Annotated in this window: 18 protein-coding genes and 1 pseudogene; 10 read left to right on the top strand and 9 right to left on the bottom strand. The window is 63.1% G+C overall.

Annotated elements, in window-relative coordinates; genetic code table 11:
- Window positions 1-589: 589 nt before the first annotated feature.
- Both IV454_RS23695 and IV454_RS23690 read right to left on the bottom strand, forming a co-directional pair.
- Window positions 590-1,306 (bottom strand): PEP-CTERM sorting domain-containing protein, encoded by a 717-nt coding sequence (locus IV454_RS23695; RefSeq protein WP_229521815.1) that lies wholly within the window; start codon window positions 1,304-1,306, stop codon window positions 590-592.
- Window positions 1,307-1,670: 364 nt separating this feature from the next.
- A complete protein-coding gene (locus tag IV454_RS23690) occupies window positions 1,671-2,639 on the bottom strand; it encodes a site-specific integrase (protein ID WP_229521814.1) in 969 nt (322 codons plus the stop codon).
- Window positions 2,640-2,905: 266 nt separating this feature from the next.
- Here IV454_RS23690 and IV454_RS23685 point away from each other — a divergent pair, with 266 nt between their 5' ends.
- The 3 genes from IV454_RS23685 to IV454_RS23675 all read left to right on the top strand — a co-directional run bounded on the left by IV454_RS23685 (window position 2,906) and on the right by IV454_RS23675 (window position 7,201).
- Window positions 2,906-3,979, top strand: coding sequence for a DNA-binding protein (locus tag IV454_RS23685; protein ID WP_206088119.1), 1,074 nt, complete (start codon window positions 2,906-2,908; stop codon window positions 3,977-3,979).
- Window positions 3,980-4,148: 169 nt separating this feature from the next.
- Window positions 4,149-6,320, top strand: coding sequence for a LamG-like jellyroll fold domain-containing protein (locus IV454_RS23680; RefSeq protein WP_206088118.1), 2,172 nt, complete (start codon window positions 4,149-4,151; stop codon window positions 6,318-6,320).
- A 101-nt stretch (window positions 6,321-6,421) separates the two neighbouring features.
- Entirely contained in the window at window positions 6,422-7,201 is a 780-nt protein-coding gene (locus IV454_RS23675) for a 4'-phosphopantetheinyl transferase family protein (RefSeq protein WP_206088117.1), read from the top strand.
- A 47-nt stretch (window positions 7,202-7,248) separates the two neighbouring features.
- Here IV454_RS23675 and IV454_RS23670 read toward each other — a convergent pair whose 3' ends face one another.
- The 5 genes and pseudogenes from IV454_RS23670 to tmpT form a co-directional block, all read right to left on the bottom strand.
- Window positions 7,249-7,962, bottom strand: a complete 714-nt coding sequence (locus tag IV454_RS23670; RefSeq protein WP_206088116.1) for a glutathione binding-like protein — start codon at window positions 7,960-7,962, stop codon at window positions 7,249-7,251.
- Window positions 7,963-8,308: 346 nt separating this feature from the next.
- Window positions 8,309-8,452, bottom strand: a pseudogene (locus tag IV454_RS23665) (methyl-accepting chemotaxis protein); the annotation flags it as partial.
- 36 nt (window positions 8,453-8,488) lie between these two features.
- Window positions 8,489-8,899: a hypothetical protein gene (locus IV454_RS23660; protein WP_206088115.1), complete on the bottom strand. Its 411-nt coding sequence runs from the start codon at window positions 8,897-8,899 to the stop codon at window positions 8,489-8,491.
- 412 nt (window positions 8,900-9,311) lie between these two features.
- On the bottom strand, window positions 9,312-10,685 hold the full coding sequence (locus IV454_RS23655; protein WP_229521812.1) for an MFS transporter: 1,374 nt from the start codon (window positions 10,683-10,685) through the stop codon (window positions 9,312-9,314).
- Entirely contained in the window at window positions 10,682-11,314 is a 633-nt protein-coding gene (tmpT, locus tag IV454_RS23650; protein WP_206088114.1) for a thiopurine S-methyltransferase, read from the bottom strand. The genes IV454_RS23655 and tmpT overlap by 4 nt, the downstream gene beginning before the upstream one ends.
- 276 nt (window positions 11,315-11,590) lie before the next feature.
- Here tmpT and IV454_RS23645 point away from each other — a divergent pair, with 276 nt between their 5' ends.
- From IV454_RS23645 to IV454_RS23625, 5 genes are all read left to right on the top strand, one after another.
- Window positions 11,591-13,093 (top strand): catalase, encoded by a 1,503-nt coding sequence (locus IV454_RS23645; protein ID WP_206088113.1) that lies wholly within the window; start codon window positions 11,591-11,593, stop codon window positions 13,091-13,093.
- 43 nt (window positions 13,094-13,136) lie between these two features.
- Window positions 13,137-13,679: an ankyrin repeat domain-containing protein gene (locus tag IV454_RS23640; RefSeq protein ID WP_206088112.1), complete on the top strand. Its 543-nt coding sequence runs from the start codon at window positions 13,137-13,139 to the stop codon at window positions 13,677-13,679.
- 151 nt (window positions 13,680-13,830) lie between these two features.
- Window positions 13,831-14,727, top strand: a complete 897-nt coding sequence (locus IV454_RS23635) for a LysR family transcriptional regulator (RefSeq protein ID WP_206088111.1) — start codon at window positions 13,831-13,833, stop codon at window positions 14,725-14,727.
- Between the two features lie 174 nt (window positions 14,728-14,901).
- Window positions 14,902-15,435 (top strand): RNA polymerase sigma factor, encoded by a 534-nt coding sequence (locus tag IV454_RS23630; protein ID WP_206088109.1) that lies wholly within the window; start codon window positions 14,902-14,904, stop codon window positions 15,433-15,435.
- On the top strand, window positions 15,432-16,010 hold the full coding sequence (locus tag IV454_RS23625) for a hypothetical protein (RefSeq protein WP_206088108.1): 579 nt from the start codon (window positions 15,432-15,434) through the stop codon (window positions 16,008-16,010). The genes IV454_RS23630 and IV454_RS23625 overlap by 4 nt, the downstream gene beginning before the upstream one ends.
- A gap of 92 nt (window positions 16,011-16,102) precedes the next feature.
- Here the strand turns inward: IV454_RS23625 and IV454_RS23620 are convergent, their stop codons facing one another.
- Complete coding sequence (locus tag IV454_RS23620; protein ID WP_206088107.1) at window positions 16,103-16,708, bottom strand: YdeI/OmpD-associated family protein; 606 nt, start codon at window positions 16,706-16,708, stop codon at window positions 16,103-16,105.
- A gap of 116 nt (window positions 16,709-16,824) precedes the next feature.
- Between IV454_RS23620 and IV454_RS23615 the strand changes: the two genes are divergently transcribed.
- Together IV454_RS23615 and IV454_RS23610 are read left to right on the top strand one after the other, a co-directional pair.
- A complete protein-coding gene (locus tag IV454_RS23615; protein WP_229521811.1) occupies window positions 16,825-17,274 on the top strand; it encodes a MarR family winged helix-turn-helix transcriptional regulator in 450 nt (149 codons plus the stop codon).
- A gap of 35 nt (window positions 17,275-17,309) precedes the next feature.
- Window positions 17,310-18,134 carry a CPBP family intramembrane glutamic endopeptidase gene (locus IV454_RS23610; protein WP_229521810.1) on the top strand — a complete coding sequence of 275 codons (825 nt, stop codon included), beginning with the start codon at window positions 17,310-17,312 and terminating at the stop codon, window positions 18,132-18,134.
- 87 nt (window positions 18,135-18,221) lie between these two features.
- Here the strand turns inward: IV454_RS23610 and pstS are convergent, their stop codons facing one another.
- The gene (gene pstS, locus IV454_RS23605; RefSeq protein WP_229521809.1) at window positions 18,222-19,256 is read right to left on the bottom strand and encodes a phosphate ABC transporter substrate-binding protein PstS; all 1,035 of its coding nucleotides are present in this window, start codon (window positions 19,254-19,256) and stop codon (window positions 18,222-18,224) included.
- Window positions 19,257-19,406 lie beyond the last annotated feature (150 nt).

The following is a 19,406-nucleotide window of genomic DNA, read 5'->3' as shown; positions in this document are numbered from 1 at the left end:
CGGGTGGCTTGGGGCGCATCGGTTTGGACCAGCGCCCGCTAAGAGAGGCACCGCGGCGGCTTCATGAAAATTCGACTGATGGTAACCGCTGTACGAGCCTGTTGACTGGAGAGGTGTGAAATCATTGTGCGCGCGGCCGGGGGGCTTCAATAAGCTGGCCGATACATCGGACGTAGGTTTGATTTAGCCCAAACAATATTCGCGGCTTGGGTCTTCATAAGTCATACGAATGTTTGGAAAAGGCAGGGCCGACGCACAGGCCCTACTAATCGCTGCGCTGTCACCCCGGCTGCATCGGGTCTAGAGTCTCGCGGGTTATCGAGCCAAACCTCCCAATTTCCAGCCACGCGAATCGAAGGCAGCAACCCTGCGTGGCCTAGGTAATCGCCAGATTTTTCTCGTCAAAGCCTGATCGGTAACGATCAGGGTGGGGACAGATATGTGACAGTGGTAACGTCGTGTTCAACGTAGGCGGCGAAGCCAAGGAAGGAGCGCCACCGACTCCAGCCAAGACGGGCGCAAAGCGGGAAACGCCCACGAACCAGGGCGGACGCCGGGGCGCAGCGGTCGGCCTATCTGAGTTCCAGCCTCAGCCCTTGCGACGGGCTTTGGCCCGTGCCGCCGCACCCACGGTCAGCAGGCCGGCGGCAAGCATCGCGTAGCTGGCAGGCTCAGGTACCGGGGAAGGCGGCCGCACGGCGAGCGAAGTCAGAGTCCCAAAGGTGTCCAGGCTTTCGCCACCATTTTGCGGGTAATACCACCCGTAGAGAATTTCCGACGATTCGGCAGCGGCGAAGTTTAAGGACGACGGTGGCATATCAGTGGCCAGCAGATCGCCATTGGTGTCGCCCAGGCGGATCTGCATAGACTCGCTGCCATGCCCGCTCGTGCCATCGCTGTAAGTGGTGCCCAAAAAGCTGAAGGAGTCGCCACGCGGCTGGTTCGATACGCTGAAACCGGACTGGTAGAAGGAGCCTTCAGAGGCGAAGCTGAAGCCGCTCCGGTCCACGCTAACACTGCCGATATTGTTCAGCGATCCCATGTATTCGATTGTCGTATTCCCCGGCCGCCAGTCCTCGGTTGGTGTATCGAGGTCGATGGTGAACGAGCCGCGCTGCGTGTCGCCCACGGCGATCTCCTTGCCCTCGATGGAAATCGAGGGCACATCGATGGTGGCGTACCCGGTGCTGGCCCCCCTGCGGGTGGCTTTATTGACCACGGCGGTGTAGTCGAAGGTAACCAGTTTGGCGTGGGCCTGGCTGGCGGCGACGCCGGCCAGGAGCATTGTGACCAGATAAGCGCGCATGGGCATTCCTTGAATGGTAGTTAAGATTATCATCTTAACCATCTACTCTTGGCGGAGTCAAGTGACCTACGCCGTAATATATTACATGGGAAATTTTCTTGACCCACTGAAGGCGTGATTACTGCCCTAATCACGCCTTCGTGATGGCACCGAAAAACGGACGCAGACTTGCGGTTACGGCAGCACTGCCGCGCTTCAACGACACTCAGCTGGCCGACGTCGAGACATGGGTCCACCTAACTTCTGCTTGCGCATAGGATGTCAGGGCCAAGCCAACAATCAGACCGGCGATGTGTGATTCACGGTTTTTCCTTGTGCTTATTGAAGAGTTGTGATTTATACCATCCACAGCAACTCCGGGCTATCACTTAGCGCGGTCTGACTTACCGCTGCGTCGCGCTGCTTGGGGATCGTGCCGGTGGCTGGACCTGAGCAGGGTACCGGCGGCGTTGTCCTCAAAGCGGCCGGCTTCTTCTATATAGCCTTGCACGGTGCCGTCGTGGCGCCAGCCGCCCTGGCGTTTGATGTCGCGGAAGTTGGCGCCGGCGCGGTGAGCGCTGGTGGCCATGCCGCGCCGCAGGCTGTGGCTGGACAGGTCGGGAACGTAGTCCAGTCCGGCAAGGCGCGCGCATTGTTCGAGGATGGTGTTGACGCTGCCCTCGTGAAGAGCGGCAGTGGACACCTCGCCCCATTTACTGATCGGGCGGAACACCGGGCCACTGGCGATGCCGGCGGCGTCGAGCCAGGTGCGCAGGGCCGTGGCCGGGCAGCAGGCGCCGTCGCCGTAGGGGATCGCCTTGACGATGCCCTCCCCCATCTGGTCGGTTTTCGAGCGCGGCAGGGTGATGGTCATTCCCTCCGCTTGCAGGCCGATGTGGCTCACGTCGATGGCCACAAGTTCGCTGCGGCGCAATCCTCCGAAAAATCCGATTTGCAGCAAGGCGTTGTCGCGCATGGCTTTCAAGGTGCCCAGGTTGGCGAGTTGCGCGACGACGCGTTCCAGGTCTTCCACCGGCAGTGCCTTGGCCTTCTTTTTCGGCTTGCCGTTGGTGCGCGTGATGCCGGCCAGGGTTTTGCGGACCGTCGGCGTTGACGCGGGGTCGGTAAAGCCCTGGTGCACGTGCCACTGCGATAGCGCGGTGAGGCGCAGCGCAAGCGTGCGCGGGTTGAGCGAGGCCGAAAATGCCAGCAGGTAGCGGATCATGGTCGGCTCGTCGGCCGGCAACACGCCGCCCCACGTCAGGTAATGCTTGATGGCTGAACGGTAAGTGCGGCGCGTGTTTTCCGAGGTGGCCGCGGCGAGGAAGGCGCGGTGCTGCGCGCTCAGTTCCACATCAAAGGCCGTAACGGCGTTACGCGGCGGCGCGAGACTGTTATCAGGTGCGACTGAGAGGGGAGCGAATTCATCAGGCATGGCGAGACGCGCGAAAACGCGATTTGTAACGGGTATTACGCAGCATAACACGGCGGGCCGGCGGATAATTCACGATAATCAATCTTATCATGACTAAAAAAATCGAAATCAAAGAACGCGCGATAGCGTAATTTAAGATAATATTACGTAACACGTAATACGTTATCTTATTCTGGAGTCCCAAAATGGCACGTGCCGGCATCCTCTATTCCCATGTTGCAGCCGCCGCTACCGGTCTCGCCGCCGATAACAAGAACCCCACCGTGGACACCGTCCGCGAAGCCCTTGGCGGTACCGGTAGTAAAAGCACCATCGCGCCCATGCTCAAGCGCTGGAAGGAAGAACACCAGCAGGCGCCCTCGCCCGCCGCGCCTGGCGTACCACCGAGCTTGCTGCAAGCGGTCAAGGGGGTGTATGAGTCGATCAAGACGGATTTCCAGCAGAATCTGGACGTGGAAAAGCTCGCCCACGCGGCCGGACTGGAGCAGCTCGCCGACGAGTTGCAGCAGTCGCTCGCGCAGCAAGCGGCGCTGGAACAAGGTGTCAAGGCACTCAAAGCTGAGCTCGCCAGTGCAAACACCACCATCGCGCAAACCCATCAGGCCAACCACCTGCTGACGGTCGATCTGGCCGGCGCCCGCAGCGAACAGGCTGGCCTGCAGCTACGCCTGGCCGACCGTGCCTCGGAAGTTGCCTCGCTCAACGCCCAGTTGACGCAGGCGCGCGCCCAGTTCGACCATTACCACGCGGCCACCGCCGCCCAGCGCGCCGAGGAACGCCAGGGTTTCGAGCAGCGCGCCGCCCTGGTCGATCGGGAATTGGTGACCTTGCGCCAGCAGTTACTGCACCACAAGGGTCAGGCCGCCCAGCTAGCCGGCCAGCTATCTCAAGCCGGTACCGAGAACGCCCGCCTGCATCAGGCCGCCGAGCTCGCGCAGGGCGAAGCCGCGCGCGCGCGCAGCGAATCCGAACGGGCCGCGTTCCAGGCGGCCGCCCTGTCCGCCCAGCTCGACAAGCTGCAAGCCCGGCACGATGCCATGCAGGCCGACCTGAGCGACAGCAGGACCACCCTTGCGGTACGGGCGCGCGAGTCGGAAATCGCCGCCGCGCGCCTGGCCGCCGCCGAAAGCGAAGCGCGCGCTGGCGCCCTGGAGAAACAGGCGCTGATGCGTCAGCTGACCGTGCTCGAAACCGAACTGCGCCAGGAGCGCGATTTGGCCAGGGAACGTAAGGACGACGAGGGAAAACGGGAGAAGTAGAACTTGGAAACGGTGGCGCACGCCACCAGCACAGCGGGCCGCGCCGCTGACCTTGTAACTGAACTCAATTTGCAATATTAGAGGCAGCCGATCAGGCATGCCCCGACGCGGTACAATCGTCGTCCATGCGGCGGCCGCTGGCCCGCGGCATCCACCCCGAAAGCGCTCCATGTCCGATAGCAAACCGCCACTTCTATCCAAACGCCGCCAATTCTGCGCTGGGGGCGTCAGCCTCGCGGCGCTCGGTTCGCTGGGCCTGACCGGCTGCGGCGGGGGCAGCGTCGACGACGCCGGCAGCTCCATCAAGGTCATCGAATCGAAGCGCTCGAACACCGTCGGCCCTGCCGCCCCGCGCCGCTTCGTCCACCCCGGCCTGCTGCATACCGCCGCCGACTTCGAGCGCATGCGCGCCAAGGTCGCCGCCAACGCCGAACCGTGGACCAGCGGCTGGAAAGCGCTGCTCGCCAGCGGCCGCGCCCAGTTGAACACCACGCCGAGGCCTCTGGAAACCGTCATCCGCGGCGGCGCCGGGCAAAACTTCGCGCAGATGTACATCGACATCGCCCGCGCCTACCAGCTCGCGCTGCGCTGGAAAGTCTCCGGCGACGACGCCTGCGCCGAACGCGCCATCGCCTTCCTCAACGCCTGGTCGGCCACCCTCACCACCATCAGCGGCAACGCCGACCGCTTCCTCGCGGACGGCATCTACGGCTACCAGTTCGCCAACGCCGCCGAAATCATGCGCACCTATGCCGGATGGGCGCCGGCCGATCTCGCGCGCTTCCAGCACATGATGCTCACCGTGTTCTATCCGCTCAACCACCAGTTCCTGGTCCAGCACAACGGCGCCGAGATCACCAACTACTGGGCCGCCTGGGATCAGTGCACCCTCGCCTCCATCCTCGCCATCGGCGTGCTGTGCGACCGCGAAGACCTGTATGACGAGGCCCTGAACTACTACATGACGGGCCCCGGCAACGGCGCCAGTTCCCAGGCTGTTTACTATGTCCACCCGGGCCACCTGGGCCAGTGGCAGGAAAGTGGCCGCGACCAGGGCCATGCCACGCTCGGCATCGGCCTGGCCGGTGCGTTCTGCGAAATGGCGTGGAACCAGGGCGACGACATGTACGGCTACGACAACAACCGCTTCCTCGCCGGCGCGGAATACGTCGCCAGGTCCAATCTGCGCGATGCCGCCGGCGCCTTTTACCCGGTGCCCTACACGCCCTACCAGAACATCAACGCCAGCCAAGGCGCTTTTTCTCCCACGGCGCAGGGAATCCTCCGTCCCGTGTGGGACATGGTCCACCAGCACTACGTCAACCGGCGCGGCCTGGCGGCTCCCTGGACCGGCGCGCAAGCGCTGCAAACCCGTCCCGAAGGCGATGGGGGCAATGGCGACCAGCTTGGTTTCGGCACCCTGACATTCACTCGCGATTCCCTGACCGGCAGCATCCCGAGCGGCCTGACGGCGCACCAGAGTGCGGGCAAGGTCGTTCTTAGCTGGTGGGGCTGCGCCCAGGCCAGCAGCTACACGGTCAAGCGCGCCACGGCCTTGGGCGGCCCATACAAGACCCTGGCCAGCGGCATCGCCGGCCTGCTCAGCTACACGGACACCAGCACGCCCGCTGGCGTCTTTTATTACGTGGTGACCGCGCATGCCGCCGGCAAGGAAAGCGCCCCGTCGGTCGCCGCGCGCGTCATCACGGGATTGGCGCCGCACACGCGGCTGAAGATGGACGAAGGGTCAGGCACGGTCGCGGCGGACGCCAGCGGCAACGGCCACGCCGGCACGTTGGCCCGCGGCGCCACCTGGAGCGCCGGCCGCGCCGGCCGCGCAGTCGCCTTCGACGGCGCTGCCGGCCATGTCAGTTTGCCCCACAACCTCGTTGCGGACCTGGCCGACTTCACCGTGGCCACCTGGGTGTACCTGAATGCGGCCACGCCGTGGTCGCGCGTGTTCGACTTCGGCAGCGGGCCAGGGCACTACATGATGCTCACGCCGCGCAACAACAAAGGCGTGCTCCGCTTCGGCATCACCACCAACTTCCCCGCCGGCGAACAAGGCATATCCGGCAACGCGGCGCTACCCGTGGGACAGTGGGTCCACGTGGCGCTCACTTTATCGGGCAGTACCGGGATCTTGTACGTCAACGGCGCGGAAGTGGGCCGCAACGCCGCCCTGGCGCTGGCGCCCTTCCGTCTCGGACCGACCACCCAGAACTGGCTCGGCCGCTCGCAGTTTCCGACCGACCCAGGCCTGAACGGCAACATCGACGACTTCCGCCTTTTTCATGGCGCCCTCGGCGCCGCCGAACTGGCCGCCCTGATGCGTACCTGATATCGCCAACGTCGGTTCTGGCACTGCCCGAACCGACTTCCTGGCACTGCCGGAAAAAACTTCCCGCGACGGCAGCAACCCACGTTTTATTCGCCCACTCAATGACTCCACACCACCCGCTCACCAGCCAGCAGATCGACATCTGGCTGGCCTTCTACCAGACCATCACCGCCCCCGAGCTGCACGAGGCCCTGCTCGAGCTGCTCAACGACGCCGAGCGCCAGCAGCAAATCCGATTCTACCGCCCTGACGACCGCCTGCGCTACCTGGTCACGCGCGCGCTGGTGCGCATCACACTCTCGCGCTATGCCCCGGTAGCTCCGGCCGACTGGACCTTCATCCCCAACGAATACGGCCGCCCCGCCATCGGCAACCCGCATCCTGACGCGCGCTCGCTCAACTTCAACGTGTCGCACACACGCGGCCTGATTGCGCTGGCCGTCACGCGCGAGCGCGTGCTGGGTGTCGACGTCGAAAACCTCGCCACGCGCCAGGTATCCGACGGCATCGCCGAGCATTTTTTCGCGCCGGCCGAAGTGGCCGAACTGGCCACCGTGCCGGAAGACCGGCGCCAGGACCGCTTCTTTGAATACTGGACCTTCAAGGAAGCCTACATCAAGGCGCGCGGCATGGGACTATCGATCCCGCTCGACCGCTTCAGCTTTCATTTTCCGAACGAGCGCAAGGTGGCCCTTGCCGTCGACCCGGAACTGGGCGACGATGGCGCGCGCTGGCGCTTCTGGCAATTCCGGCCCACACCCGAGCACCTGCTCGCGCTGTGCGCCGAACGCCTCGACGGCGCTGTCCCGCATGTCACGGTGCGCACGGTGATTCCGACCGTATCCGATACCCCTTTCGCGTGGACCTTGCTGAAACGTTGACCGAGCGGACCAACGACGAGCGGTGAACGCCGGCCAGTCCCCGACGATCAGGCGGCGCCATCCCGGCTGGGAATCTCCAGCCCTTTCACCACCGCCGGCCGCGCCACGAAATTCTCCAGCGCCCGCGTCACATGCGGAAAATCGGCGATGCCGACCAGGTCGCCCGCCTCGTAATATCCAATCAGGTTGCGCACCCACGGGAAGATGGCGATGTCCGCGATGGTGTACGTATCGCCCGCGATCCACGTGCGCTGCGCCAGCTGTCCATTGAGCACGCCAAGCAGGCGCTTCGATTCGGCCACGTAGCGCTCGCGCGGCCGCTTGTCTTCATAATCCTTGCCCGCGAATTTGTGGAAGAAGCCGAGTTGGCCGAACATCGGGCCGATGCCGCCCATCTGGAACATCAGCCACTGGATCGTTTCGTAGCGGCCGGCGGCATCAAGCGGCAGGAACCGGCCGCTCTTTTCGGCCAGGTAAATCAGGATCGCACCCGACTCGAACAGCGCCAGCGGCTTGCCGTCCGGGCCATCCGGATCGATGATGGCGGGGATCTTGTTGTTCGGATTAAGCGACATGAATTCTGGTGTGAGCTGATCGTTGTGATCGAAGCGCACCAGATGCGGCTCGTAGGCCAGCCCCGTTTCTTCCAGCATGATCGATACCTTCACGCCGTTCGGCGTCGGCAGCGAATAAAGCTGGATGCGCTCGGGGTGCCGGGCGGGCCATTTTTTCATGATCGGAAAAGTCGACAGGTCGTTCATAGCTCCATCCTTTCAAGCGTGTCAAAGTGATCTGACAACATAGCAGAAATTCATGTTTGCTGTTGATGCCCCCTGTTTTAGGTTGCAAGGCGGAACCGTCGAAATTTCCGTCACTCTGATACCGGCGCGACCCAGGAACGCATCGACGTAGAATGTCTCCCAAGCGCTTGAAAGGTAGGCGTGGATTTCAGATATTGGTAGAAAACGACGCAAGTCGCCCACGTCGCGGGCGACGCAACGCATGCTCGGTGCCCTGGCGCCGAGCGCGGACAACGACACCATGACATCGAGTTACAGTCGCAACGTGTCTTTTCCGCCCGAGTGACGGAAGCACTCAGCTTGCCGGGCCTTGGTCCCCCGCGCATGCCGTTTCCACCACTGCGTTCAGCGCCAAGACATTGGTTTGGAAAGCGATTCCGTCGATGACGCTGATGATGTCAACGATGCGGTTTGAGCTTTCCCGAATTGAACCCATCGTATTGACAACCTGCGGTCACCATCTTGCCACCACTGCCAGGGCAGCGTTTCATAGGGGCGGAACAGTCACAATACTTTCACCTTTTCGTCGTAAAGCCTCTGGTGAAATCTCCGAGCATCCGAGCCCTTCCATTACGCCAGCCATGACAAAGTGCAGGTCTTTGACGCGCTTGAGATTATCGTCTATTTGGCTAGGCGTCATGTCGCCCACCCTTTCCACACCAGCTTCCAAAGTAAGGACTGCGTCCAGAACCATAAAATAATCGGCCTTTAATTTATCAAAGCCGGACCGTTTTTGGAAATACAGGTTTACAATTTGTGAAGCTGGAGGGGAAATATCAATATTTACGCCTGGCATTGCTATCTCTCTCTCGAACCACGCCGCAATAACTTCCAACGTGCCGCTTAGCCTTTGGGTGCCATAAATGATGTTTCCAATTTTTTCAAAACGTTCAGTCATTAAAATCCCTTGCAAGGTACAAAGCCTCACGACCTCAATCTATATATTGAAATCGCGAGGCCGAAGAGTGATGCCTATATGATCAAGCCACAGGCATGCTGTGATTATTACTGCGTTTTACAATACTCAATGTCGTCGCGGTAGAGGCGCATGCCTACACTACACGCCAGCCGATCACGTGCGGTGGGCTCTCTTCTGCAATAGCCATCCATCTGCAACCAAGCCCTGTATGCACGTTCCATACAAACTGCCTGGCCAGGCGTATCGTTGCGGGCAGCTCCAGCCGGATTTTCACCTGGAATTGTACCTCCAGCCGCACCGCCTGGACCGTCGCCACCACCGCTATCACCACTGCCACCGCCGGCGGGCCCCGTGACGACTACAACCGCTGGGATAATGGAAATTTCGGCGCTTACGGCCTACGCCCCCTGTCTGAGCGCCAGGCGATGACCAGCGCCGCCGCCAGCAGCATGGCGCCGAAGGCGAACGTTCTGCGCATGCCCGCCGCCACCGCATCCGGCGCGGCCGTGGCGGCCGCCGAGCCGAACGCGAACACCGCGCCCATGAGCGAGGCGCCCGTGACCAGCCCCAGATTGCGCGCCAGGTTGAGCATGCCCGATACCACGCCGCGCTGATCGGCGCCGGCATTGGCCATCAGCGCCGTATTGTTCGCCGCCTGGAACAGGGCATACCCGATCGTGATGACGACCAGCGGCGCAAGGTAGCCCGGCACGCCGGTCGATGCCGGCAGCAGCGCCAGCGCCACCGACCCCGCCAGCATCAGCATCAGCCCGGCGAGGGTGACGCCAATGGTGCCGGCGCGGTCCACGATCCGGCCCGCCGGCATGCCGCACAGCGCCGCCACCAGCGGCCCCGCCGACAAGACCAGGCCAATGGCGGCCGGCGCCAGCCCGAGTGCGCGCGCCAGATAAAACGGCCCCACCACCAGCGTCGCCATCATCACGGTCGACACCAGGGTCGTCGTGCCCAGACGCGCACCGAACAGCCGGTCGCGCAGTAGCGCCAGCGGAATCAGCGGCGATTCGACCCTCGCTTCGGCCAGCACGAACAGGCCCGTTCCCACCGCTGCGGCGAGCAGCAAACCCAGGTTGACTGCACCGAAGCTGCCGCTGCCCGCCGTCATGGCCAATGCGTACGCGCCCAGGGTCAGCGCCAGCAGCAGCGTGCCCACGTGGTCGAAGGCTGCCGGCCGCCGCACGTCCGCCGGCAAGGTGCGATACGCCAGCATCAGGGCCGCGATCCCCAGCGGTACGCTGACGAAGAACAGCGCGCGCCAGCCGGCCGCCGCGATCAGCACGCCGCCAAGCGATGGTCCGAGCGCGGTGCCGATGGCGGACATCGTCCCCAACAGCCCCATCACGCTCCCGGTGCCGGCCTTGGGCGCCGCCTCGGTGGCGAAACTCATGGTCAGCGCCATCATCACCGCCGCGCCGAGACCCTGCAGCGCGCGCGCCGCGATCAGCCATGGCAGCGCGCCCGCCATGCCGCACAGGGCCGAGGCAACGGTGAACAGGCCAATACCGGCCAGCAGGAGCCGGCGCCGTCCGGTGAGGTCGCCCAGCCGTCCAACACTCACAATCAGCGTGGTAATCGCCAGCAGGTAGGCCAGCACGACCCACTGCACCTGCCCGAAGGTGGCGCCGAAGGCTAGCGCCAGGGTCGGCAAGCCCACGTTGGCGATGCTGGTGCCGAGCGAGGAGAGCAGCATCGACAGCGACAGCGCGGCCAGGGTCCAGCGCCGCTGGGCTGTGGGCTGCGGTCTCATTGAAGCAGCCAGACCGCTTCGACAGCGGGGAAACGGCCCTTGAAGCCGCCTGCCACCTCGCTCCTGGCCAGCAAGGTCAATGCGTACGCCTGACCGTAACACTGGCGCACTTCCTCGTCGGCGATGGAAAACGGCGGCCCATTCATCAAGGCCTGGTCGTACTGGTAGCAAATCAGCAGTTGCGGCGCCCGTCCCGCCAGGTGCGTCACATGGGCGGCGTAAGATGTACGCATCGATTCCGGCAGCGCCACGAATGCCGCGCGGTCGTACACTGCGTCCACCCGGCCGAGTAGCTCGCTATCCAGGCAAAAAATATCGCCCACAAAAATATCGATGTCCGGCGCGCGGTAATGAAGCAGCTCTCCCGCCTGCCGCACCCCCGGTGTCAGGCCCAGATCTGCAAACAGCTGGTCGACGGCAATCCGGCTCAATTCGGCCCCCGCCACCCGGTAGCCTTCGGACAGCAGCCAGTGCAGATCGAGCGATTTCCCGCACAAGGGTACGAACACCCGGCTGCCGGCTGACAGCCCCAGCCGGCCCGCATGCGCCAGCATGAGCGGATTGGCCGCACCTTCATGAAATCCGATCTCGTTGCTTGCCCACTTGCGATGCCAAAAGTCCCTGTCCATACCACTCCTTGTGTGTGCATGCCGCCCACCGGCACCCAAACCCAGTCTATCCGTCCCGCAAGCATGGCGGAAGGCGCAGCAGCTGCACCTTATTGCTGCGCCTGACGCCATGTCTCCGGATTTAATAGTTTATGACTATCGTTACGATATTTATAATTGCGTTTACATATTGCTTTGAATTCCTTATCGTTTAAGCACACTTACAAAAAGGGAATCAAAATGATGATGACAAGTACACTGCGCAATACCGGAGAACGTGGCGCGGCAAGTTCAGCCATGGCATTCGCCATCGCGGCGCTGATCTCGCCCTTCGCCTCGGCGGCGCCGCAACTGACGCGCGACAATGGCGCTCCCGTCGGCGACAACCAGAACTCGCAAACGGCCGGCCAGAACGGCCCCACCCTGCTGCAAGATGTTCACCTGCTGCAAAAATTGCAGCGCTTCGACCGTGAACGCATTCCCGATCGCGTGGTCCATGCGCGCGGCACCGGCGCCCACGGCGTCTTCGTCGCCAGCGGCGATGTGTCGTCCCTGACCCGGGCCAAGGTGTTTGCCAAAGGTAGCGAAACCCCAGTGTTTGTGCGCTTCTCGACGGTTATCCACGGCAACCATTCGCCGGAAACCCTGCGCGATCCGCGCGGTTTTGCCACCAAGTTCTATACCAGCGAAGGCAACTGGGATCTGGTCGGCAATAACCTGCCGATTTTCTTCATCCGCGACGCCGTCAAGTTTCCGGACATGGTCCACTCGCTCAAGCCCGCGCCCGAGACCAATGTGCAAGACCCGAACCGCTTCTTCGACTTTTTCTCGCACCAGCCGGAATCGACGCACATGCTGACCCAGGTGTACTCCGACCTCGGTACGCCCAAAGGCTACCGTTTCATGGACGGAAACAGCGTGCATGCGTACAAATTCGTCAACGCCGCCGGCACGGTCAACTACGTCAAGTTCCACTGGAAGTCGCTGCAAGGCATCCAGAGCCTGACCGGCCCCGAGGCATCGGCCGTGCAGGGCAAGGACTTCAACCATGCCACCAACGACCTTGTCGACGCCATCAAGCGCAAGCAATTTCCGCGCTGGGAACTGTATGTGCAGGTGCTCAAACCTTCCGAACTGGCCAGATTCGATTTCGACGCGCTCGATTCGACCAAGATCTGGCCGGGTGTACCCGAGACCAAGCTCGGCACCATGACCTTGAACCGCAACCCGGCCAACATCTTCCAGGAAACCGAACAAAGCGCCTTCGCGCCATCGAATCTGGTGCCCGGCATCGAGCCGTCCGAAGACAAGCTGCTGCAAGGCCGCGTCTTCTCGTACGCCGATACCCAGATGTACCGCCTTGGCCCGAACGCCCTGCAATTGCCGATCAACCAGCCGCGCGTTGCGGTGGTCAATCACTACCAGGATGGCGCGATGAACGCCGGCAAGCGCACCGGCAATGTCAACTACGAGCCGAGCCGCCAGTCTCCGCTGGCCGTCGACGCCGACTTCAAGCCGAGCCAGCTTCCCCTGTCGGGCAGCACGGTGCAGCAGCGCGTCACCAAGACCTTGAACTTCCGTCAGGCGGGCGAGTTCTACCGCTCCTTGCCAGCGCAGCAGCAGAAAAACCTCGTGGCCAACCTCGCCGGCGACCTTGGCCAGGTCAAGGATGAGGAAGTACGCTACACGATGCTGTCGCACTTCTACAAGGCCGATGCCGCCTACGGAACGGCGCTCGCCGCCGCGCTGGGCGACAAGGTCGCGCAAGTCGCTTCGCGCGCCGCTACCCTGACCGACTGATGACAATGCGGCCGCCCGCGGGCGGCCGTTCCGGGAGACTGCCATGAAATACCTGATGACCATTGCCGCGCTCGCCGTGGCGCAACTGGCGCACGCGGCGCCGCCCGACCCGGCGCGTCTGGCCGAACAGCTCAAGGGCTACTATTTTGACGCGGCCCGGCGGGGCGATGTCGCCATGCTCAAGGAATTCACCAGCGCGGCCTACGACCTGAATACGCGCGACGAGAAAGGCTACACGGCGCTCATCCTGGCCGCCTACCACGGCCAGGGCGCGGCGGTGGACCTGCTCATTGGCGCCGGGGCCGACCCATGCGCGGGCGACAAGCGCGGCAACACGGCCTTGATGGGCGCGATTTTCAAAGGCGAGTTGCGCATTGCGCGCCGCCTGGCCGATACCGCGTGCCAGCCGAACCAGCGCAATCTGGCCGGGCAGACGGCGGCGATGTACGCGGCCTTGTTCCAGCGCAGCGAGATCCTGCAAGCGCTGGTCGAGCGCGGTGCGGACATGAAAGCGACCGATGGCGCGGGCAACACTCCCGCCAGCCTGGCGCGCGGCGAATTCAGCCAGGCGCAACGCCAACCGTGACAATCAAGCCGTGCCTGCGGCGGCCGTCGGACTTGCGCCAGCGCCCGCAATCGCGTCTGGCAGCCGCGCCGACATGGCGCCCCACGCACGTTTGCGCGGGGATTTGCGCGTCCGACGCCACGCCCGGAGCAAATTGCGTTATCGTAAGCACATGTCCCTGCCCGACCTCAATCTGCTGATCACCCTCGACGTCCTGCTGGCCGAAGGCAGCGTCGCCCGTGCGGCGCGCCGTCTGCGCCTCAGCCCCTCGGCCATGAGCCGCGCGCTGGCCCGCCTGCGCGACACCACCGGCGACCCGCTGCTGGTACGGGCCGGACGCGGCCTGGTGCCGACCCCGCGCGCCATCGCGCTGCGCGAGCAGGTTGGCCAGCTGGTGCACGATGGCGTAGCCGCGCTGCGCCCGGTCGACAAGCTCGATCTGGCACAGTTGTCGCGCACGTTCACGATTCGCACACGCGAAGGTTTCGTCGAAAATTTCGGCGCCGAACTCCTCACCCGCCTGCGCGCCGATTCGCCCGGCGTGCGCCTGCGTTTCGTGCCCAAGCCGGACAAGGACAGTACGGGTTTGCGCGACGGCAGTGTCGACTTGGAGACGGGCGTCATTGGCAAGGACACCGGCCCCGAAGTGCGCACCCAGGCCCTGTTCCGCGACCGTTTGGTGGGCGTGGTGCGCGTCGGCCATGCGCTGGCCGAAGGCGAGATCACGCCGTCGCGCTATGCGGCCGGCGAGCACATCGGTGTCGCGCGCCGGGGCGGTGAAAAAGGCCCGGTCGACGAGGCCTTGTTGCCGCTGGGCCTGGAACGCACGATCGCCGTCACCGTGGCAGGCTTTTCCCCCGCGCTGGCGCTGGCACGGGGAAGCGACTTGGTCGCCACGGTCCCGGAACGGCACACCGGTCTGCTACGCCACGGCATGCACAGCTTCGCCCTGCCCGTTCCCCTGCCCGAATTCACCGTGTCGATGCTCTGGCATCCCCGGCTCGACGCCGATCCCGCCCACCGCTGGCTGCGCGCTCATGTCCGGGCGGTCTGCGGCGCGCAGCACTAGCCGCTTGCGACCACCCGATCCCTGTTCCGGCGTCGCCACGAAGGCCGGCGATTGCGAGAAGCGATGCCGCACAGGCCCGCTTTCCGCCAGCGCACGCTCCTTGTTCAATTTATCTGTAAGAAAATCCGTGGATGGCTGACTACCTCCCAGAGCTAGCCATTCACCAGAGACGAGATGAACAAAACCAGGAATACGACACCGCAGGATGAGCTGTACAGGCAAGCGGTGGAAACGTTTGGACGCGAGGTCGGGCGCTTTGTGGCCGGATACGAGCGCGACAACGCAAAGCGGCAAGATTTGATGCAAGAGGTTCACCTGGCTTTATGGCAGAGCATGGCCGGTTTCAAGGGCCAATGCTCGCTGCGCACGTGGGTGTACAGGGTGGCGCACAATATCGGCGCCACCCATGTCCAGCGCAGCATGCGTTCGGTCGAGCGCTATTCAAAGGATCTGGACGATATTGCGCTTCACGTCGACGAGCGTGCGGACATGGTCGTGACGGACCGCCGCCTTGATCTGGAGCGCGTGATGACCCTGATTCACTCGCTCGCAGCGCTCGACCGCGAACTCATGCTGCTGTACCTGGAGGGGCTCGACGCCGCCAGCATCAGCGAAATCACCGGACTGTCGGCTCGCAACGTCGCCACCAAGGTCCACCGAATCAAATCAATGCTGAGCAATCGACTTGGCAACAGGAGTACACCATGATGAATGATGACGAGTTGAAATCCGTGTGGCAATCCCAAGCCGACATGGGCGCGACCTATGCATGCGAGCGGCTTGAGCGCGACAGCGTGGATTTCCGGCGTAAGATTGTGCTTCGCAATGTCCAGGAAAATGTCGCCGCGCTGCTGGTGGCGTTGATCTTCGGTTTTCATGCATGGGTGTTGCCCGAACCGCTGATGAGAATTGGCAGCGGCCTGATGGTCCTGGGCAGTCTGCTTGTCCTGTACCACCTGCGCCGTCGGGCTTCGATTCGCGACCTGCCGCCCGAAGCGCTGGCCCTGCCCTACATCAAGTACCTGCGCGAGGAACTGGTGCGCCAGCGTGACGCCGTGCGCGACGTATGGCTGTGGCACATCCTCCCGGTCGTGCCAGGCATGTTCGTGTTCTTTTGGGGCATGGCACAGCCGGACCCGATGGATTTTCCATGGCGGATTACCTCTGTGGTGATCGTCCCGTGCATTGTCGTCGCGGCGATGAACGTGAAAGCAGCGCGCGCATTACAGCGACAAATCGACCAAATCGACCAACTCGATCAGCTCGACGAACCGACCGAATAACTGAAGCGGAGTTCGGGCGTTTATAGTGACGGTATTGCTCCCGCTGCCGCGCCGGCGCATCTCACCGATGTCGATGGCGTCGTCCCGGCGCACTAACAGTTCGTGTATTTCCAGTTGCGCTGCTTGCCCTCGGCGATCCATTCCACAGCCTGTGCCAGGCGGCGCAGGCGAGTCGACTCGGTCTTGGCTTCGGTCAGCCAGTCCACATACTCGCGCATGGCACCGGGTGAGAAAGCACGGAATTGCTCGCTGGCGCCAGGTTGCTCTTCCAGCGCAGCAATCAAGTAATCCGGCACCACCAGCTCGCGCGCCACCTTCGGCCTGGCGCGCGACGGCGCCTTGACACCTTCCGTGTTCAAGGTCATCGCCTTATTGAAGTAGCCAGCGAGCGTCTTCATCGGCGGCAAGTCCTTGAGCGAGGCGATGCGCCCGAACTGGCCCATCGCCTCGCGCCCCTTGCTATCGTCTTGCGCCACCAGCAGCTCCCCTTTCCAGAAGCTCAAAGCGCAATGCGCCTTGAACGACGCAAAATGGCACAGCATGCCGTGGTACAGGAAAAACGGCATGCCCCATTTGATGGTCTCTTCCACATCGGGACAGGCGGCATGAATCACCTGACGCAGGTGGATCAGGATGGGTTGCGCAAATGCAGCGGAGTTGGCGATGTACTCGTCGATACGCGGGTCGAGGATGGGCATGGCGGGCTCCGGAATCAGGTGTCGTCTTTTCGTAACGATACCACGTCAAATAATTATATAAGCGCTTATATAAATGGTGCTAATATGGCTGCATGAAACAAGGACTCGGAACGCAATTGCGACATTTGATCGAACTGCTCGACGGCGCAGTCCTGCAAGCCTATGTAGACGCAGGCTTGGATTACCGGCCGCGCTACACGCCGGTGATGCGGGTACTGGCGCAGCAGCAAAGTGCGACCATCGGCCAGCTGGCCGAACTGGCGGGCATCACCCAGCCGGCGGCAACCCAAACGGTGGCACTGATGAAGACGGAAGGCTTGCTGCTGGTTGTCGCCGGTGGCGAGGATGGCAGGCAGCGCGTGGTGCGCCTCAGCCCCCAGGGTGAGCTACTGCTGCCGCGCCTGCAAGCGTGCTGGCAGGCGACCAAACGCGCGGCGGACAGCCTCGATGCGGAACTGGAATTTCCCTTGTCGGCATGCCTGGCGCAAGCCATCGCGGTCCTCGAGACGCGCCCCTTCGGCGAGCGCATCCGCGACGCCGGCAAAAAACCACGGACAACCACCTGAAGAAAGCGATCATGGAAGCTACTCTGAACACAGCAATGACCAAACCTTCCCTGGCCTCGCGCCTGATGACAAATGCCGTGGTCAGGATTATCCTCGGCATGGTGCTGACCTTTGCCGCGGTGCCGCTGACCATGATCATCGCCGCCAAACTGGTCGACAAGCCGTACCGCATCGTGTGGCCGCAACTGCTGGCCGCCGCGCTGGTGTGGTTCGGCTATCGCTTCTATGTCCGCCGTATTGAAAAACGCCAGCCGACCGAGCTGGCGACAGCGGGCATGGCGCGCGAACTCGGCAGCGGCCTGCTGCTCGGCGCCGGGCTGGTTGCGCTGATCTTTGCCGTGCTGGCCGCGTTGGGCGTCTATCGCGTCGGCGGCGTCAACGCGCCAGGCATCGCGATCCTGTTCCCGCTGGCCGAGCTCGTGCTCGTCGGCATGGCCGAGGAAATGATGTTTCGCGGCGTGGTATTCGGCGTCACCGAACGTTCCTTGGGCGCCAAGTCCGCCATCATCATCTCGGCGCTGGTGTTCAGCCTGGCTCACCTGCCCAATGACGGCACCTCGGTGCTGGCAATTGCCGTGATTGCGGCCTACGGCGTGCTGCAAGCCGCGCTCTACATGCGGACGCGCCGCCTGTGGGTCTGCATCGGCACCCACGTCGCGTGGAACTACTGCGTCAGCCAGGTGTTCTCGTCGACCGTGTCGGGCCATGCAGCCACCGATGGCCTGCTGCGCGGCAAGCTAGTCGGCAATACCATGTTGACCGGCGGCGTATTCGGCGTCGAAGGCTCGCTGATTACCCTGCTGCTGATTGCGGCCGCCGCAGCGTTCTGCCTGCGCCGGGCCTTTGCCAGCCGCGCATGATAGCTTGGTGGCGCGCCGCGCTTTGCTGACGAAAAAACCCGCCGGCGCAGCACGCGGGCGGGTTGTTGGCCGCTTGGCGGCGGCAGCTTAACGCAGGTTGAGCGCCTCGGCCAGCGACCACTTGAGCGGCGCTCCGCTGGCATCGGTGATCGTGGTCAGGTCGCCAAAGATGCGGCCCTGCATGGCGTCCGGCAGGCGCACGAAGTTGGCGTTGCCGACAATCGAATCACCATGCGCGAAACCCCAGGCGAAGAACTTCAGGGTGGCAATCGTCTTCTCCGGGTTGTTGGTCGCCTGCGCCGCGACGATGAAAGTGCCGGACGTGATCGGCCACGTGGACGGGCCGACGCGGTCGGTCAGCATTTCCTCATACTTGGCCTGGGTAACCCACGGGCTGTTCAGCAGCGCGGCCGTAAAACCGTCCGCGCCGGGCGCGACGACCTTGCCATCGCGGTTTTTCAAGCGCGTGAACGCCAGCTTGTCCTGCATTACGTATTGATAATCGACATAGGCGATCGCGCCCGGAGTCTGCTTGAGCGCGCTGACCGCACCGTTGCTGCCGTTGACCTGGGTCACGCCATTGGCCCACGCGACCGTGAAGTTGCGGCCGTAGGCCTGCTTCCACGCAGGGCTAACCTTGCTCAGATAATCGCTGAAGTTGTACGTGGTCCCCGAGCCATCCTGGCGCGCGATCACGGCAATGGCCAAGTCAGGCAGCGCCACACCAGGGTTGGCGGCGGTCAGCCTGGAATCGTTCCATTTGGTGATCTTGCGCGAAAAGATGTCGGCCAGCAGTTCGCCGGTCAGCTGGACTTCGCCACGCTTGAGGCCCGGCAGGTTCACAACCGGCACCACGCCCGAGACCGCGCTCGGGAAGCAGATCAGCTTGCCGGCTTTAAGGTCTGCCTGCGACGGTGCGATGTCGGTGGCGCCAAATTCAACGGTTTTAGCCTTGGCCTGCTTGAGGCCTTCGCTGGAACCGCTCGGCTGATACGTGAGCTTGACGTTTTGCGACTTGCCGTACACGTCGGCGAGTTTGACATACAGCGGCTGCGCGGCGGACGAGCCGGCACCGCTGATATCGATCGCGTGGGCCGCAAATGCGGAGAGAAGAAGTGTCAAAGTGACAGTAGTTTTTACAGCAGAGAACATAAATCCCAGGGGTCTAAAGAAATCGGAACCGCGCCGGCCGCAGGGCGGCCAGGAAACGAACAACCGATGATGATAGCAGAGCTACAACATTGCGACAATGCGTGTAAGTACGTAGTTAGG

Origin of the sequence: Massilia antarctica, assembly GCF_015689335.1 — a bacterium.
Lineage (GTDB): Bacteria > Pseudomonadota > Gammaproteobacteria > Burkholderiales > Burkholderiaceae_D > Telluria_A > Telluria_A antarctica.
Note: the sequence above shows the minus strand (reverse complement) of the source record. Positions and strands in the feature narration are given on the sequence as shown.